This is a genomic window from Streptomyces sp. NBC_00028, from assembly GCF_045041065.1.
In the GTDB taxonomy this organism is placed as follows: Bacteria; Actinomycetota; Actinomycetes; order Streptomycetales; family Streptomycetaceae; genus Streptomyces.
On record NZ_CP108293.1, the window covers coordinates 250,671 to 267,843 of the forward strand.

Consider the following 17,173-nt stretch of genomic DNA (forward strand, 5'->3'; position numbering starts at 1 on the left):
ATCGGTCATGAGGTCCGTCCCAGCAGCCTCCGCGAGGGGACTGCCGCCGCCCGCCCCGCGCAGATCGAGATCGGTGAAGCGCCCTCCGCCCCGGGCGACCTCGATTCTGCACTTCCAGCTCGTCAGGTGTGCGCGGGCTGTGCCGAGTTGAGCGGCAGCGGGGAGGTGGCAGCCAAGCGTCTCAGCGCGGTTATGGGTTGGCGTCGTCCGTACGCGACTGCCGTCGCTGTTCCGTCGGTGTGGGTCCAGGTCAGCAGTGCACGTCCCTCGGCCACACTGCCCGCAACCGTGGTCGGTTCGCCCAGGAGCGGCAGTCGGCCGACGATCTTGACGGACAGACCGGCGATCTCGGTCCAGAAGTAGTCGTCCTGCGAGGGTCCGGAAGGAGGGAGACCGAGGGCGGAGGCGGCCGCGGTCCTGCCCTGGGCGACGGCGTTGGACCAGAACGGCGCGCGTCGGTGGGGCCGGGTGGCGTTGCCGCGAAGGTAGGTGACGTCGCCGGCGGCGAACACGCCGGGAACGGTGGTGGCACAGGCGTCGTCGATGCCGACGCCGAGGCGGTCGGCGAGGCCCGTCCCGTCCAGCCAGCCGACGCAGGGCACCTCTCCGGCGCAGGTCACCACGAGGTCCCCGGTGAGCTCGGTGCCGTCGGGGAACAGCACGCCGTGCACAGGGTCTCCGGTGAGGGCGGCGACGCCTGTGGCCTGCACGAAGCGGATGCCGTGCGCCGCAGCCCGTGCGGTGATGGCGGCGGACAGATAGCCGCCGAGGATGCGTCGCAGCGGCCGGTCGGTGTCCACGACGGTGACCGGGATGCCGCGGGCGGCGCAGGCGCTGGCCACCTCCATGCCCAGGAAGCCGGCGCCGACAACGATCGCCGTAGCGGCGTCGGCCAGGCGGGTGCGGAGCAGGCGGGCGTCGTCGAGGGTGCGCAGGACGAGTTCGCCCCGCTGGCCAGGGGCGGCGAGTCGGCGGGCGTCCGCGCCGGTGGCGAGGATCAGTGCGTCGTAGCCGATCCGGCGGCCGTCGGCGGTCGTGACGGTGCGGCGCCGAGGGTCGGCCGCGACGGCGGCCGAGCGGATGACGCCGATGTCGAGCCCGTCGAGGGACAGCCCCAGGGTGTGGTCGGCGGTGGGGTCCTTCAGAACTGCCTTCGACAGGGGTGGGCGGGAGTAGGCGCCTTCTTCTTCTGCGCCGATGATCGTGACCGGTCCGGTGTGGCCCAGGGTGCGCAGGTGGCGGGCGGCGGCGGTGCCGGCGAGTGATTCGCCGACGATGAGCACCGAGTGCGGTGCGGTCACGACAGGACTCGCAGGGCGGCGACCGGGCACGCGTTGACCGCCGCGTGGGAGGCGGGCTGATGCTCCTCGGGGACCTCGGCGCCCTCGAAGTGGTAGGTGAGTTCGGCGTCGTCGTCCAGGCTGAAAACGACGGAAGCCTGGTCGGCACACAGGCCGTGGCCCTCGCAGCGGGTGTAGTCGACGGAGATCTTCATGGTGCGGTCCTCACAGGGCGTGCGGTGGGGTCTGGGCCGGGATGAATTCGAGCGGCAGGCGCTCGAGGCGGTGGATGACGTTGTTCAGCGCCCACTCGGGTGGGCCGGCCGGTTCGATGCGGTCGACCTTCTCGACCAGGGCGCGGAGCATCGCGGAGGTCTCCATGCGGGCCAGGCCCTGGCCGGCGCAGCCGTGGGTGCCCTGCCCGAAGCCGAGCTGGCGGGCGGCGTCGCGGCGGATGTCGAAGGTGTCCGGGTCGTCCCACTCCAGCGGGTCGCGGTTGGCGGAGCCGTACAGGACCAGCACCCGGGAGCCCTTGGGCAGGGGGATGCCCGCGAGTTCCGTGTCATGGGCCGCGGTCCGGGAGAAGCCCCGGATCGGGGACTCGTACCGGACGACCTCGTTGACCGCGTTCGCCACGAGGTCGGGATCCGCCTTCAGCAGGCGCCACTGTTCGGGGTGGGTGGCGAACAGGTGCAGCGCGCTGGAGATGGCGCTGATGGTGGTGTCGAGGGAGGGTGCCAGGTAGTCGATCATCATGGTGGCGCACTCGGCCGGCATGATCCGGCCCTCGTCGGCGGCGCGCAGCAGGTCGTGGCCCAGGCTGCTGTCCAGTACAGACCGGTCCCGGACGACACCGCGCGCGTAGCGCAGCATGCCGACGGACGCGGGAAGTGTGCGCACTGCCTGGCAGTTGAGCGGGCCCAGGGCGTCGAAGGTGGCGCCGGCCCAGCGCAGCAGGTGCTCGCGGCCCTGTCGGGGCCAGCCGACCAGGTCGGGGACGACGGACATCGGCAGGGCCATGGCGACCTCCACCGCATCGACGGTGCGCTGAGCGACAGCGGCCGCGACCACGGCGACCGCCTGCTGGTCGACCGTGTCCTTCATGGTGCGCAGCGCCCTGGGGGTGAGGCGGTGCGCGAGCAGGGAGCGGCGGCGGGCATGGTCGTCGCCGTCGCTGAACAGGGTGGTGCCCTGGCCCATGCGGTTGGTGACGGGGTTCAGGGCGACCCCGCCCGAGGAGACGAAGGTCTCGTCGTTCAGCAGTACTTGCTTGCATTCGGCGTATCGCGGCAGGGCGTAGACCTTGTGCTTGCTCAGCCAGACCACGGGGCCCAGGTGGCGCAACGCGGCGTAGTGCGGATAGGTGTCGCGGATGGCCGATGCCGAGTACAAGTCCGGGTGGTAGACGGGAATCTCTGTACGGATGGGCATGAACAGTCCTCCTCGAGGAGCCGTTGGAGCGCGGTGGCGAGCCTGTGCGGCGGGCAGGCCTGTGAGCGGCCAGGCGCAGGGATGGGAGTTCCGCGCCCCGTCCCGTTGCCCGCCCGGGTGTGTGACGACGGCATCCGCCACCCGCCGTCAGCCGCAGTGACCCGGAACCGACGCAAGGCGCCCGTACGCAACGACGCCCTATTGAGGAAATCATCAAGGCTGACAGAATGCTCCGTCAAGAGTCACGTGGGAGGCGCGCGAGAAGTCATCAGCCCTGTGATGCTCCTCTTGCCCTGGGCGGCCACTCACGCTTGGCCCGCTGATGCACCCGCGCGGCGAACACCGGGTAACCGCGCCAAGGATGCGCTGCGGCCCCTCCGGCAGGGCTCGCCGAGATGGTCGTGCACATGCTGGGCGTCCGTACCGGACGACGCCCGCGAGCTCGCCCGGCGCCCTCCACACAACCCGCCGGAGGGTGACTGACCGGCTGGTGAAGGCTCCCCGTCGCCTTCCGCTCGGGCTGCGTGCGTGATTGCCGTACTTCGCTGCCGTACGCAGAATGATCCGCATGGGATCCATGCAACCTCAGCTGAGCTGGCCGTTTGAAGGGGAGGTCTTCCCTCGTGACTTGCTCGCGATCATCCAAAGGACTGTCTCAGCCGGGGAGTTCCCAGCCCTGACCGTGATCCACGATGACGAGGACGACTGGCTCGTGAGCGACGGCGTCCACGATCCCAACGGTGATGGCGCCTCGTCGGTCCTCCACCTGCAGCACGTCGTGGACTTGGACCCCTCGCTTGCCCAACTGGCCACCATGCCACCTGGACAGGTCGCGTGGCGATCAACTGCATCCGACGCCTGGGTCATTGAGGAATGGACCTACGCCGACGACTAGGGTCCGACCTCAAAGAGCATCGGGTGGTGGATCACGGTGGGGTGAAACGTCGTCATGAACTTGCCTATCAGGAGTGGGGATTACTCACCCCCCTTGACCACCGCAGGCCAGCCGCAGGTGCCGGACCGGCAGGTCATCAACAGGATGTTCACAAGATCCGGACCCGGATCTCCAGCACACCGCCGCCACCGGCCGAAAAGGGGGATCAACAGGCCGGACGAACCGGACGATCACACCCTCGATCGATCCCAAGGCGGACTGACCATCAAGGCGAAAGAATTCTGATGACGCCGTCAGGCGGAGGGCCGTCAAGATGACTCTCGGACGACCAGCTCTGTGCGGAGGATGACGTGGCGCCAGGCCACCGACTGCTCCTCCATCTCCTCCAGCAGCAGCTTGATCATGGCCCGCCCCATCTGCTCCAGTGGCTGGCGCACGGTGGTCAGGGGCGGCTCGGTGCGCTGGGCCAGGGGAAAGTCGTCGAAACCGATGACGGCGACATCCTCGGGGATCCGGCGTCCGGCCGCGCGCAGTGCGTGCAGCGCCCCGGCGGCCGTGGTGTCCGAGGCGGCGAGTACGGCGTCGATCTCGGGGTGGCGTTCGAGGAGTTGCGTCATGGCGAGGCGACCGCTCTCCTCCGAGAAATCGCCCTCCGCGACCCAGGACCGTGACGTGTTCTGGCCGGCCAGCGCCAGCGCGTCCTGATAGCCGCGCAGTCGGCACTGCGCGGCGTACATGTCCAGTGGTCCGGTGATGGTGGCGATCGCCCTGCGGCCCTGTTTCACAAGGTGGGATACGGCGTTGCGGGCGCCACCCACGTTGTCCGCGTCGACGTAGCTGACGTACTCGTCACCCGAGCGACGTCCCATCAGCACCGTCGGCACCCGCGCCTCGGCGAGCATGTCCGGCAGCCTGTCGTCCGCGTGCACCGACATCAGCAGCACGCCGTCGACGCGACCTCCTCGCGCGTACTCCAGGAAGCGCTGCCGTTCGGTCTTCGAGCGGACCAGGGTCAGCATCAGCTGCATCCCGGTGTCCGCCAGCGCATCGCCGAGTGAGCGGACGATCTCCGAGAAGAACGGCTCCGCGAACTGTCTCCAGTCCGGCTCGGTCAGTACGAGGGCGACGGCGTCCGCACGCCGGGCGGCCAGGGAACGGGCCGCGAGATTGGGCACGTACCCGAGTTCTTCGATGGCTCGCTGCACGGCCCGGCGCGTCGACTCCTTCACCCCGGCCGCGTTGTTGATCACCCGGGAAACCGTGCCCCGTCCCACCCCGGCGTGGGCAGCCACCTCTTCCAGAGTCGGCGCTCCAGGTCGTCGCCCGGTCATGACCACCTCCCCCACCCGCGAGATCACCGATCTTACGGGGCGGAGCACTTGGGCACATGCCTTCCGCACATGATCGACCGGGCACGGCCGGAAAGGGATCTCGGTCGCGGTGTCCGTTGCGGCGGAGCCTGCCGGAAGGCACCGCGAATCCGCCCAGCCGTTGACGTGTCAGCCGGGTGGATCCGCGGTGCCGGGGTGCGCGCGCTCGGAGGGCGGGCAGGTCCTCAGGACGGCCGGGACACGACCGTCGGTCCCGGTGTCCTCACGCGGTGGTGCAGGACGTGCCGTTGAGGCTGAACGAGGACGGCTTGGCGAAGCTGCCGCTGTAGGTGCCCTGGAACCCGAAGGAGACCTGTCCGCCTGGTGTGATGGACGCGTTGTGGGAGACGTTGGTGGCCGTCACGGACCCCGTCGATGACGAGACGGTCGCATTCCAGGCGTTGGTGATCCGCTGCCCGGAGGGCAGCGTGAACGCTAGCTTCCAGCCGTCGATCGGGGAGGAACCCGTGTTGGTCACGGCGACGTCGGCGGTGAAGCCGTCCTGCCAGACACTCGTGCCATAGGTGACCTTGCACGCGGCGGGACCGCTGGGGGTGCCGGGGTCACCTGGGGTGCTGTTCCCGAGGTTGACCGTGGAGGAGAACGAGTTCACTGCCAGCCCCGCGCCGTTCTGCCAGGGCTCGAATCCTGCCTGAATGCTCGTCAGGTACCAGTTGTCCTGGGCGAGTCCGCGGGAGACGGCCTGGCGGACGAAGTCCATCACGTCGAAGCTCCAGCTGTCGATCGCCGACGGTGCGACGAAGGACAGGACGTCGTTGCCGCCGTTGTTGCCGGACCACACCTGCCACTGGCGCCCGCCCACGGTGGCGGAACCGACGGGTGAGCCCACCGGCTGCACGGAGCCCACACGGTTGAACCAGATCATGATCTCGGTGCGGTTCACACCGTCGGTGCGGGGTGTCGGGTCCAGCCAGATGTCGTACGCGGCGTCGTAGACCGCGCCGCTCACATAGCTGTAGGAGATGCCCGAGGGCGCGCTCGCGATGGAGCTGACCCGGGCCGGGAGGTTCGTGCCGGGCGAGCAGTTGGTGTAGTGGCAGCCGTTGTACACGGAGGGGTACGACTTCGGGGCGCCGTTCGTCGGGACCGAGCCGTCGGCCTGGGTGATCCTGAAGCCCGAGTCCGTGACGGAGATGCACTGGGTGGCGCTGGTCCCCCAGCGGTTGTTCTGCACGACGTAGCGGCCCTGGATGGTGGTGCTGCCGAACGTCTCGCAGATCGTCGTGTCGGCTTGCGATGCGGGGGCTGAGCCGAGCAGCGCCGCGAGTGCGACGAGAGCGGTCAGCACGGCGCCCCACAGGGCTCGTGTTCCTGGCTTGTGCTGTACGGGTTGCATGCAGTTCCTCCGCGGGTGCATTCAAGAAGTGGCAGATCGTTGGCCAGAGATTTGGGAGCGCTCCCAAAAATCGGACTTTTCCGATTGCGTGCATGCCCCTGACAAGAATGTGAGGGGTCGTCCTCGTTCGATTGGGGTGCGCTGTCACTGATTTCGAGGTGCCGGACAGCCCCGGGGGGGGCGGGGCCGTCCGGCCGGGTGACCCCGCCGCATGCGGCGGGGTCAGGTACGCGGAGCTGTGGCGGGGGCTATTCGAGGAGCTCCGCGTACGAGCCCATGGCCAGTGCGATGTCGGCCTGGGCCCAGAACCGGTGGTAGGTGAAGACGGGGGCGGCTCCGCCCTTCAGGTAGGCCTCGATCTTCGACCAGGCCGGATCGTTCTTGTAGAAGGACCGGAGGGAAAGGAAGGTCGACGAGGAGTTGATCGCGTCGCCGTTCGGCATGGTGCCGGTCCAGCCGCTCGGCACATAGACGCTGTCATTGAACCTGCTGTAGTCGGTGCGGGTCTCGGGGACGGCGATGCCGAGGCTGTCCCGGTAGTTGTTCCACATGCCGTCCAGCAGGGCCTTCGCCGTCGACTTGGCCGTCGCGTCACCGGATTTGGCCCCGTAGTAGGCGAGCGTCTTGGCGTACGCGGCGGCCACGCCGACGTCGTTGGTGTAGTCGGCGACGGTGACGTGAAGTCCGCTGTTGGAGCCGGGACTTGACGCCTTCCATGTGTCGGGCTTGCCCGACCACTGGAGCGTGGAGGGGATCTGGTAGGTGCCGTCCGGGTTGATCGTGGTCTTGGACAGCGCCCACTTGACCCACTTGTCGAGGACCTGCTTGGCCTGGGCGTTACCCGTCTGCTGGTAGAGCTCGGCCACCCGCTCCATCGACCATGCCTGGAAGCCGAACCACTGGTTGGAGGGCGGGTCGTGGTAGACGGGCTTCTCGTCGTAGTACATCCCGTAGAAGGTCGGCGTGCCCGACGGCGGGGTCGCGTAACGGCCCTGCCAGCTGTTGGTCGCCCCGCCCGCGATGGCCCCCTCGTCCGACTGCAACCACCGGTAGAACTCGATCTGGCGTTGCAGTGACTTGCTCCAGTCGTCCGCGCCCGTCGCCGACTTGGGCTTCAGGTCGGCGTAGGAGCTGAGCGCATAGGCCGCGAGAGGGTTCTGGTAGCCGCTGTGGGCGTGGCTGGAGCCGATGCGCCAGGCCCAGCCGGCGCTGGTGTCGGCGGCGCCGCCCCAGGCGTAGTACCAGGACAGCAGGTAGTGCGAGGCGTCCTTGCCGGTGCCGGCCGGGCAGGTGGTCGGGCCTGCGCAGTTGCCGATCTTCTTGAAGTACTTGTCGAACATGGCGTACCGCAGGTAGTCGCCCATCTTGGCCGCCTTGGCGACGGTGCCCGACACGTCGCCGCCCTTGCCCTGTTCCTTCGCCCAGACGTCGGCCCAGTACGCGGCCTGCACGGCGCGGGCGTCGGCGTCCGGGGCGTCCGTGTACTTCCACTGCTTGGCGTAGGAGCTGTCACCGGTGAACAGGTCCAGATAGCCGTTCTTGCCGCCGTACGTGAAGGCGTCGCAGGTCGGCTGCGGCACCGTCTCCCAGACCGATTCCTGAGGACCGCGCTGGAAGGTGTTCAGGTACGACGCCCCGCTCGCCGTGGGACCGGCCTCGCAGCCGCCGCCCGGCGTGTTGCCGAAGCCGTAGACGTTGTCCACGTCCTCGATCCAGTGCATGCCGTAGACGTCGTCCGTGCCGTACGCCGACTTCAGCTCGCCGGCGATCGGGTCCGTTCCCACGGAGACCGACGCATCGAGCTTCACCGGGTACTCGTTCGGCGTGTCCGCCTCCGGCGCGTACGTGGCCGGCTTGGAGGCGTTGTAGAAGCCGCTGGTGGGCTGGTCGGCATGGGTGGGGATCATGTACTTCTCCATCAGGGCCCAGGCACCGTTGAACTTGGACCAGTCCCCCGTGACCCTGCCGTACATCGCCTGCAGCCACAGCAGATAACCGTAGGCCTCCGACGTCGTCTCGTGGCCCTGGTCCGGCGCCTCGACGATCAGCGTCTCCACCGAGTGGTACGGAATGCCCTGCGGGGAGAAGTAGCCGTTCGCAGGATTGGTGATCTTGCCGTAGAGGTCCAGGAAGCGCGCGTCGTACGTCTTGGACGCGGCCAGCTCCGTGACGGTGACGGTCGCCTTGGCGTAGCCGGTGGCCGTTGCCGTGAACGTGGCCGCGCCGGTCCCCGAGGGGTCCGCGGTCACGGTCACCTGCTGGGCGGTGTTCCAGTTGGACGGCGTGAAGGTCAACGACGAGCCGCTGGTCACCGACAGGCCGGTGTTGCCGCTTGTACGCTCCACGCTCACGGTCACGTTCGAGGCCGGCTGCGTGGAGAGCTTCACGGAGAAGGTTCCCGTCTTGCCCTGCTGCACGGCGAGTTGGCCGGGCGACAGGACAAGGGCCGGTCCCGCCGCGACAGTGACGCCGACCGGCGTGGACTCTCCGGAGGCGCCCAGGCTGTCGTACGCCTTCGCCACCAGGGAATGACTGCCCACGGTCAAATCTGAAGCGGACAGCGAGTACGGGGCACTCGTGTCGGTGCCGAGCAGGGTGGTGTCGTCGTAGAACTCCACCTTGCTGATCGTGGCGTTGTCGGCGGCCGCCGCCGTCGCGGCGAGCGGGACCGGGTCTCCCTTGGTGTAGACGGCGCCCGGCTTGGGGCTGGTCAGCACGGTCATCGGGGGCTGGTGCGCACCGTTGCAGGGCGTGCCGTTCACCGCGAAGGAGGTGGGCGCCGCGTTGGTTCCGCTGTAGCCGAACTGAGCGCCCGCGGACACGGCGGCACCTGCGGCGATGGTGCCGTTGTACGCGGCGTTCTGCACGGTGACCGTCTGGCCGGACTGCGACCAGGTGCCGTTCCAGCCGTTCACGAGCTTCTGGTTGCCCGTGTAGCCGTACGTCACGGTCCAGCCGTTGATGGCGTCGGTGCCGCGGTTGGTGAGGGTGAGATCGACGGTGAAGCCGGAGCCCCAGTCGTTGGTCTTGTAGTCGACGCTGCACTGAACACCCGCCGCCTGAGCAGGCGTTGGGCCGGTGGCGAGCATCGACAGGGGAAGGGCGAACGCGGCTGCGACGGCAGTCCACAACCGCCGCGCGGCTCTGCGATTACGTCCGGGATCCATGTGCTGGTTCCTCCTCGCCGTACACGGCTCGGTGGGGGGTCAAGGCCTGAACCAGTGGGAGCGCTCCCATATTGAGGACGGACACCGTTCACGTCAATACGTTGAGGAGTTGAATCGTTCGAACCGATTCGCTGTACAAAAAACTAAGCAACCACCCTGTGAAACTGCGGCCGTTGGCGCTAGCGTCCGTCGCACCAGTGGGAGCGGTTCCATCACTAGGCGCAGCCATCACGATGCGCCCGGCTGAAAGGACTCGCTCATGCGACACCCTCCGCACACAGCACCTCTCATCGCCGCCCCTGCGGGCTGCGTTCATTTCGGCCTCGTCGACGCCTGCGGCACACGGCGTTCGTCGCCGGACCTGCACACGGCTACCGCTTCAGCGCTGCCCAGCGCCTGACCGCAGGCCGCCCAGCACGTCATCACCCCAACGCCTGTCCGCCACCTGGCACATGGCCGCCGTGCAGTGATCCGACGGGACCGGTACATCCCGTGGGCATCTCGCCCGAACGCCTGCCCCTGCCCTGATGGCGGCAGTTGCACCCTCACCGCTCCGGGCAGGCGATCGCCTGCCCGCGTTGGAGCCGTTCGCACCCCGAAGGAGAAGGAACTCCTCTCATGAGTCGCACAAGAATGTCACTGCTCACCGCGCTGGCCCTGCTCACCGGGACCTCCGGCGCCGCGCTCATCGCCGTCCCCGCCGGCGCCAGCACGGCGGCCGCGCCCTGCACAGTGGACTACAAGGTGCAGAACCAGTGGGACACCGGCTTCACCGCCGCCGTCACGATCACCAACAACGGCGCGGCCAAGTCGAGTTGGTCGCTGAAGTGGTCGTACGCCGGGAACCAGAAGATCAGCAACGGCTGGAACGCGAAGGTCAGCCAGAGCGGCGCATCCGTCACGGCCGCCAACGAGAGCTACAACGGCACGCTCGGCACCGGTGGTTCGGCCAGCTTCGGGTTCCAGGCGTCCTACAGCGGGACCAACGCGATTCCGGCTACGTTCACTCTCGACGGCGTGACCTGCAACGTGGACGGCGGCGGGCCGACCGACCCCGGACCGACGGACCCGGGACCGACGGATCCGGGGCCGACCGATCCCGGCCCGGGTGGGTCGAAGGCGGCCAACCCCTATGTCGGCGCCAAGGTCTATGTGAACCCCGAGTGGTCGGCGAAGGCGGCCGCCGAGCCGGGCGGCAGCCGTATCTCCAGCCAGCCGACCGCCGTGTGGCTGGACCGGATCGCCGCCATCAACGGCGTCAACGGCGGCATGGGCCTGCGCGCTCACCTGGACGAGGCGCTGAAGCAGAAGGGCAGCGGTGAACTCGTCGTCCAGCTGGTCATCTACGACCTGCCCGGTCGTGACTGCGCGGCCCTGGCCTCCAACGGCGAACTGGGACCGAACGACCTCGACAAGTACAAGTCCCAGTACATCGACCCGATCACCTCGATCCTGTCCGAGTCGAAGTACGCGGGCCTGCGGATCGCCACCGTCATCGAACCCGACTCGCTGCCCAACCTGGTCACCAACGCGGGCGGGACGAACACCACCACCGACGCGTGCGTGACCATGAAGAGCAACGGCAACTACGAGAAGGGCGTCTCGTACGCCCTGGACAAGCTCGGCGCCCTGGCGAACGTCTACAACTACATCGACGCGGGCCACCACGGGTGGCTCGGCTGGGACAGCAACCTGGGCCCGTCGGTGCAGGAGTTCGCCAAGGTCGCCACCTCCAACGGCGCGAGCATGAGCGATGTGACCGGCTTCATCGTCAACACCGCCAACTACAGCCCCGCCAAGGAGCCCAACTTCAAGGTCACCGACTCGGTGAACGGGCAGACCATACGCCAGTCGAAGTGGGTGGACTGGAACCAGTACGTGGACGAGCAGTCGTTCGCGATCGGGCTGCGGGACAAGCTGGTCGCGGCCGGGTTCGACTCCGGTCTCGGCATGCTGATCGACACCTCCCGCAACGGCTGGGGCGGAACCGCCCGACCCGCCGGCCCCGGCCCGCAGACCTCCGTGGACGCCTACGTCGACGGCAGCCGCATCGACCGGCGCATCCACGCCGGCAACTGGTGCAACCAGAGCGGTGCCGGAATCGGTGAGCGGCCCACCGCGGCGCCCGCCACCGGGATCGACGCCTACGTGTGGGTCAAGCCCCCGGGGGAGTCCGACGGCAACAGCGCCGCCATCCCCAACGACGAGGGCAAGGGCTTCGACCGCATGTGCGATCCCACCTACGGCGGCAACGCCCGCAACGGCAACAACCCCACCGGCGCGCTGGCGAACGCACCGCTCGCCGGGCACTGGTTCCCCGCCCAGTTCCAGCAGCTCATGCAGAACGCCTACCCGCCCCTGCCGTAACCCAGTGACGCGGTAAGCGGCCGCCGGGGCCGGTCGTCGAGCGACCGGCCCCGGCTCAGGCATGCATCGTTCCCACTCCCCTTCGGCGAGGTCGCGCACTGGCATCCGCTTGACAGAACCTTATTATCGGCAACACTGTAACCATTATGAGCACCTGGTCCGAGCCGCAGCCCGATTCCCGCTTCGTCGTCGTGGACGGCCAGCAGATCCACTACAAACGCACCGGGCGAGGTCCCGTACTGGTGCTGCTGCACGGCAGCGCTTCATCGCTCCAGCACTTCGACCGTGCGACGGGAGCCCTGGCGGAGTCCTTCGACGTCATCCGCCCCGACCTGCCCGGGTTCGGCCTGACCGGGCCTCGCCACGACCGCGACTACCGCATCCCGACCTACACGGCGACGGTGGCGGGACTACTGGAGGCACTGGAGGTCCCCCGCTACGCCGTGGCCGGCAATTCACTCGGGGGCAACATCGCCTGGAACCTCGCACTCGACCACCCCGAGCGGCTGACCGGACTGGTGCTGGTCAACGCCACCGGATATCCGGAGAAGGCGATACCGGCAGGCATGCGCCTGACCCGCAATCCGTTGCTGCGCCCCGTGTTGCGGCACGTGATGCCGCGCGGCGCCATCGAACGCAATCTGCGCTCGGCCGTCGGTCCACGGTCGACCGTCGTGGACAAGGCCATGATCGACCGCGCCCACGCACTCATGAGCCGCCCCGGGAACCGCTCAGCCTTCGTCGACTTCTGCAACACCAACCAGCCCGACCGCTCCGCGCAGATCTCACACATCACGGTGCCCACACTCGTGCTGCGCAGCGCAAGCATCGACGGCCAGCACTTCACCCGCGACATCCCCGGCGCCACGGAGCTGGTGCATCCCCACGGCGGTCATCTGCTGCCGGAAGAGGAACCCCGATGGGTCGCGCAGGCGATCACCGAGTTCCTCGGCTCTGCCCCCGACAGCCGCACGCACTGACGCCAAGGAGCCCCGTTCCATGAAGTACTTCGTCGCATCGGGCGAGGACCGCCGGTTCACCCCCGAAGCACGGCAAGCCCTGCCCGGCAGCTTCATCGAGCTGTCCGACGGCGTCACCCACTACGAGTTGAGCGGCCCCGACGACGGGGACGTCGTCGTCATGGCAGGAGGACTGACCATCCCGCTCTTCTACTGGGACAGCCTCGCCACCGAACTGAACTCCCGCGGACTGCGAACCCTGACCTGCAGCGCGTACGGCCGCGGTTACTCGGACCGAGTACGAGCGCGATACGACGAGAACCTGTTCGCGCGACAGCTGGCCGAACTGACGGAACGACTCGACCTGGCGGCACGGCCCCTGCATCTCGTCGGCACCTCCATGGGCGCACTGGTCACCATGACCTACGCCGCCCAGTACCCCTCATCCGTCTCCACCCTCACCATCGTGGGCCCCGCCGGCCTCGCGAAACCCCGGCTGACCTCCCCTCACCGGCTGCTGCGCAACGACGCTCTGGCCGGCCTCGTCGCCCGGCGGCGCGGCCGACAGATACTCCAGGGACACCTGGGTCACAACGTCCGCGACCCCGAACTCCGCGCGGAACTCACCGACATGGTCCTCGACGCGTTCCGCTTCGAGGGCTCGCTGTACGCGGTCTTCGACACACTCCAGCACCTGCCCGTCTCCGGCCGGGACGACCTCTTCCGCCAGACAGGGGCACTGGGCATTCCGACGCTGCTGCTGTGGGGAGACGAGGACGAGGTCACACCCATGGCCCACTTCGACACCGCACGCGCACTGCTGAGGCCTCAGCACCACCAGGTCATAGCCGAATGCGGCCACATGGCTCCCTTCGAACGGCCCCGCGAAGTCGCCGACCAGATCGCCCCGTTCGTGGCCGCACGCACCGAAAGGCTCGACTCGTGAACCACCCACAGGTCATCGACGTCCTGGTCGTCGGCGCGGGCCCCTCGGGGTCCGCCATGGCCATCGACCTCCTACGCCGGGGACTGGATGTACGCATCGTCGACAGATCCCCCCAAGCCTTCGACGGCTCCCGCGCCAAAGGCATCCAGCCCCGCAGCCTCGAAGTCCTCGAAGACCTCGGCGCCCTCGACGAGGTGCTGGCCGGCGGCAGCGTCTACCCCAAACTCGGGCTCCACGCGGGACCGCTCGCCGTGCCGTGGAAGATGTTCCCCCACAAGCAGGCGAGCCCCGACGTCCCGTACCCGAACACCTGGCTGATCCCCCAGTTCCGCACGGACCGCGCACTGCACGCCCGGCTGGGTGAGCTCGGCCTCAAGGTCGAGTTCGGCCGTGAGCTGACCGAGCTGACGCAGGGCGAAGACACAGTGGCCGCCACGGTGGCGGGCCCGGACGGCACGGAGGAGATCGTCGCCCGCTATGTCGTGGGAGCGGACGGTGGTTCCAGTGCGGTGCGCAAGCAGCTCGGCATCGGTTTCGCCGGGACGACGCACGAGAGCGACCGGATGCTCATCGTCGATGCCTCGGTGACCGGCCTGGCCCGTGACCGCTGGCACATGTGGCCCGGCCTGGGCGGCAAACTCATCGGTGCCTGCCCACTCCCCCACAGCGACATGTTCCAGTGGATGATCCGTCTCACGCCGGAGGAGGAACCGCCGTCGGAGAAGGACGACATCCTCCGGCGGATCCGCGACCACACCCGCGACAGGCGCATCCACCTGCACGACATCCACTGGACCTCGGTGTTCCGGCCCAACATCCGCCTGGCGGAGAGCTACGGCCGCGGACGTGCCTTCCTCGCCGGTGACGCCGCACACGTCCACACCCCGGCCGGCGCCCAGGGCCTGAACACCGGTGTCCAGGACGCCTACAACCTCGGCTGGAAGCTCGGACAGGTCCTCGCCGGGGCGGACCCGACCCTCCTGGACACCTACGAGGCCGAGCGGCAGCCCATCGCCGCCGGGGTCCTGGGCCTGTCCACGGCGAAGTGGGGCGGCATCGCCAAGCTCGACCCGTCGAGCATGAAACGAGGCAAGGACGAGCAGCAACTCGCCCTCACCTACTACGGCGGCCCGCTCGCCCCAGCCGACGGCATGCGCACCGAGACCCTGCGCGTGGGCGACCGCGCCCCGGACGCCGAACTGCTCAGCACGGACGGCATCCGGACCCGGCTGTTCGACGTCTTTCAAGGACCCGACTTCACCGCCCTCGCCTACGGACCCGGGGCCGCCCGCGGCCTCGAGCAGCTCGTCTGGCCGACGGCGGGCGCCCAGCTGAAGCGCCTCGTCGTCGGACCCGTGGCCACGGACGGCTTCACCTTTTCCGACCCCAAGCACAGGCTGCGGCGTGCGTACGGCCTGACCGGCGACACACTGCTGCTGATCCGTCCCGACGGCTACATCGGACACATCGCCACGTCGGACTTCCCCACCACCACACAGACAGCCATAAGGGCCGTGACCCCGTAGGCAAGGAGCCGCACATGTTCCAACACCCCCACATGAGCCCCCACTCGGGAGACGCGGCGTGAGCCGCACGCTGCTGCGCGGCGCGCAGGTCATCACCATGGCGCCGGACCGGCCCGACGCCGAACACCTCGACATCCTCATCGACGGCGACCGCATCGCCGCCATCGGCGAGAACATCGAGGCGTCCGACGCCGAAGTCATCGACTTCTCCGGCCGCATCGTCCTGCCCGGCCTGGTCAACGCCCACCTGCACACCTGGCAGACAGCGCTGCGCTCGGCAGGCGCCGACTGGACGCTGATGGAATACCTCACCCACCTCCACGGCGAGTGCGTCGGCCACTACACCCCCGCCGACATGCACATCAGCAACCTGGCCGGCGCACTGAACCAGATCAACTGCGGCACGACCACCGTGGGCGACTGGTGCCACAACGCCCTCTCGCCCGAGCACGCCGACGCCGCCGTCGAGGGACTGGTCCAGGCAGGGATCCGTGCCGTCTTCCTGCACGGCACGCCCTACCGGTCACCGGAGACACCTCACCCGCTCGCCGAAATCGACCGTCTGCTCGACGGCCCCGTCCGCGAACACGCCCTGCTGACCCTGGGCATGGCTCTGCAAGGGCCGCAGTACTCCTCACCGGAGACCGCGGTGGCCGATTTCCGAGCCGGCGCGGACCGCGGTCTCGTCGTCTCGATGCACCAGAGCGGCGGAGAACTCTCCCCCGGCTGGGAGGCCGTACGGGCCTCCGGGCTGTTCAGCCCCCTGACCAACATCGTGCACGGAGCCGATCTGCCCGGCACCTGGATCGAGATGCTCGTCGAGGCGGGCGTCACCTTCACCACCACCCCCGAGAACGAACTGGGCCAAGGGCACGGCACCCCCGTCACCGGGGCTTTGCTACGCCTGGGCGCAGCGCCCTCCCTGGGCACGGACATCGACACCGCCGTACCGGGCAAGGTCCTCACCGCGGCTCGGATCGCCCTGGCCCATCAGCGCAGCCTGGACCACGCCAAGTACCGAGAGACGACCGGTATGCACGCCAACACGGCCTCGGTCACTGCCAAACAGGCACTGACCTGGGCCACGGTCGAAGGGGCGAAGGCACTGGGCCTGGCCGACCGGGTGGGCCGGATCGAGGCAGGCATGCAGGCCGACCTGGTCGCCGTCGACACCCGGGCACTCAACCTGTGGCCCGCGCACGACCCCATCGCCACGGTCCTGCACGCCGACATCGCCAACATCGAAGCAGTATTGGTCGCCGGCACCTGGCGCAAACGAGATCACGCCCTGCTCACACCCGGCCTCGACGAACTCAGGAACCAGCTCCGAGAGTCCGGGCAGCGACTGCTGCGCGGCATCGGAAGTGTGCGCAGCCACACCTGACCCACGCGGCGGACCGACGTACGAAACGGGCGCCGACCGACGTGCACGACCTGCTGTCCCTCGTCGGCGCGGCGGGCACGCCCCCCAGAGCCGCGCTTCGCGGCCGCACCCCCACAGGAGAACGTGACGTGAGCAGTCCCGGTTCGCCCCCCGTGGGGATGCCCCGCCAGGCACTGCAGCAGGAACAGATCATCCAGACCGCCATCGCCCTCCTGGACGACGGCGGCATCGAGAACCGAGCATGCGCAGACTCGCCAGTCGCCCCGGCATCACCGCCGCGGCACTCTACTGGCACGTCAGGAGCAGACACGATCTGCTTCTGCTGGCCGCCATGACGCTTCACCCGCTCGACGGTCCGTGCCGGGATCGCCACGACGAACATCTGATCGCGTTCTGTGAGACATCCGGACTCACCAGGCGAGATGCCGGGCAAGCCGCCCACAGCATCATCACGTTGACCATCGGTGCCGCCCTCGCGACCCTCCCCACCC

12 protein-coding genes are annotated in these 17,173 nt (G+C 68.7%); 6 read left to right on the forward strand and 6 right to left on the reverse strand.

Annotated features, from left to right (window positions below; genetic code table 11):
• Positions 1 to 122: 122 nt before the first annotated feature.
• Genes OG885_RS01205 through OG885_RS01215 form a run of 3 tightly spaced genes read right to left on the reverse strand, consistent with a single transcriptional unit; the run spans position 123 to position 2,711 of the window.
• Positions 123 to 1,301: an NAD(P)/FAD-dependent oxidoreductase gene (locus OG885_RS01205; RefSeq protein ID WP_405724570.1), complete on the reverse strand. Its 1,179-nt coding sequence runs from the start codon at positions 1,299 to 1,301 to the stop codon at positions 123 to 125.
• Positions 1,298 to 1,495 carry a ferredoxin gene (locus tag OG885_RS01210; RefSeq protein ID WP_405724572.1) on the reverse strand — a complete coding sequence of 66 codons (198 nt, stop codon included), beginning with the start codon at positions 1,493 to 1,495 and terminating at the stop codon, positions 1,298 to 1,300. Before OG885_RS01210 ends, OG885_RS01205 begins: the two co-directional genes overlap by 4 nt.
• 10 nt (positions 1,496 to 1,505) lie before the next feature.
• Entirely contained in the window at positions 1,506 to 2,711 is a 1,206-nt protein-coding gene (locus tag OG885_RS01215; RefSeq protein ID WP_405724574.1) for a cytochrome P450, read from the reverse strand.
• A gap of 568 nt (positions 2,712 to 3,279) precedes the next feature.
• On the opposite strand from OG885_RS01215, the gene OG885_RS01220 reads away from it, so the two are divergent.
• On the forward strand, positions 3,280 to 3,606 hold the full coding sequence (locus tag OG885_RS01220) for a hypothetical protein (RefSeq protein WP_405724576.1): 327 nt from the start codon (positions 3,280 to 3,282) through the stop codon (positions 3,604 to 3,606).
• Between the two features lie 308 nt (positions 3,607 to 3,914).
• Here the strand turns inward: OG885_RS01220 and OG885_RS01225 are convergent, their stop codons facing one another.
• The 3 genes from OG885_RS01225 to OG885_RS01235 all read right to left on the reverse strand — a co-directional run bounded on the left by OG885_RS01225 (position 3,915) and on the right by OG885_RS01235 (position 9,500).
• Complete coding sequence (locus OG885_RS01225; RefSeq protein ID WP_405724578.1) at positions 3,915 to 4,937, reverse strand: LacI family DNA-binding transcriptional regulator; 1,023 nt, start codon at positions 4,935 to 4,937, stop codon at positions 3,915 to 3,917.
• Positions 4,938 to 5,199: 262 nt separating this feature from the next.
• Positions 5,200 to 6,333 carry a GH12 family glycosyl hydrolase domain-containing protein gene (locus OG885_RS01230; RefSeq protein ID WP_405724580.1) on the reverse strand — a complete coding sequence of 378 codons (1,134 nt, stop codon included), beginning with the start codon at positions 6,331 to 6,333 and terminating at the stop codon, positions 5,200 to 5,202.
• Between the two features lie 248 nt (positions 6,334 to 6,581).
• Positions 6,582 to 9,500 carry a glycoside hydrolase family 48 protein gene (locus OG885_RS01235; protein ID WP_405724582.1) on the reverse strand — a complete coding sequence of 973 codons (2,919 nt, stop codon included), beginning with the start codon at positions 9,498 to 9,500 and terminating at the stop codon, positions 6,582 to 6,584.
• 618 nt (positions 9,501 to 10,118) lie between these two features.
• On the opposite strand from OG885_RS01235, the gene OG885_RS01240 reads away from it, so the two are divergent.
• The 5 genes from OG885_RS01240 to OG885_RS01260 all read left to right on the forward strand — a co-directional run bounded on the left by OG885_RS01240 (position 10,119) and on the right by OG885_RS01260 (position 16,682).
• Complete coding sequence (locus tag OG885_RS01240) at positions 10,119 to 11,867, forward strand: glycoside hydrolase family 6 protein (protein WP_405724584.1); 1,749 nt, start codon at positions 10,119 to 10,121, stop codon at positions 11,865 to 11,867.
• 146 nt (positions 11,868 to 12,013) lie between these two features.
• On the forward strand, positions 12,014 to 12,847 hold the full coding sequence (locus tag OG885_RS01245; RefSeq protein ID WP_405724586.1) for an alpha/beta fold hydrolase: 834 nt from the start codon (positions 12,014 to 12,016) through the stop codon (positions 12,845 to 12,847).
• A gap of 19 nt (positions 12,848 to 12,866) precedes the next feature.
• The gene (locus OG885_RS01250; protein ID WP_405724588.1) at positions 12,867 to 13,772 is read left to right on the forward strand and encodes an alpha/beta fold hydrolase; all 906 of its coding nucleotides are present in this window, start codon (positions 12,867 to 12,869) and stop codon (positions 13,770 to 13,772) included.
• Entirely contained in the window at positions 13,769 to 15,298 is a 1,530-nt protein-coding gene (locus OG885_RS01255) for an FAD-dependent oxidoreductase (protein ID WP_405724590.1), read from the forward strand. The genes OG885_RS01250 and OG885_RS01255 overlap by 4 nt, the downstream gene beginning before the upstream one ends.
• A gap of 58 nt (positions 15,299 to 15,356) precedes the next feature.
• Entirely contained in the window at positions 15,357 to 16,682 is a 1,326-nt protein-coding gene (locus OG885_RS01260; RefSeq protein ID WP_405724592.1) for an amidohydrolase family protein, read from the forward strand.
• The last annotated feature ends 491 nt before the right edge of the window (positions 16,683 to 17,173 follow it).

What these genes read in the sequence shown, in the direction of transcription:
- OG885_RS01210 (WP_405724572.1), bottom strand. Translation starts at nt 1,495, where the DNA reads ATGAAGATCTCCGTCGACTACACCCGCTGCGAGGGCCACGGCCTGTGT.
- OG885_RS01215 (WP_405724574.1), bottom strand. Translation starts at nt 2,711, where the DNA reads ATGCCCATCCGTACAGAGATTCCCGTCTACCACCCGGACTTGTACTCG.
- OG885_RS01220 (WP_405724576.1), top strand. Translation starts at nt 3,280, where the DNA reads ATGGGATCCATGCAACCTCAGCTGAGCTGGCCGTTTGAAGGGGAGGTC.
- OG885_RS01225 (WP_405724578.1), bottom strand. Translation starts at nt 4,937, where the DNA reads ATGACCGGGCGACGACCTGGAGCGCCGACTCTGGAAGAGGTGGCTGCC.
- OG885_RS01230 (WP_405724580.1), bottom strand. Translation starts at nt 6,333, where the DNA reads ATGCAACCCGTACAGCACAAGCCAGGAACACGAGCCCTGTGGGGCGCC.
- OG885_RS01235 (WP_405724582.1), bottom strand. Translation starts at nt 9,500, where the DNA reads ATGGATCCCGGACGTAATCGCAGAGCCGCGCGGCGGTTGTGGACTGCC.
- OG885_RS01240 (WP_405724584.1), top strand. Translation starts at nt 10,119, where the DNA reads ATGAGTCGCACAAGAATGTCACTGCTCACCGCGCTGGCCCTGCTCACC.
- OG885_RS01245 (WP_405724586.1), top strand. Translation starts at nt 12,014, where the DNA reads ATGAGCACCTGGTCCGAGCCGCAGCCCGATTCCCGCTTCGTCGTCGTG.
- OG885_RS01250 (WP_405724588.1), top strand. Translation starts at nt 12,867, where the DNA reads ATGAAGTACTTCGTCGCATCGGGCGAGGACCGCCGGTTCACCCCCGAA.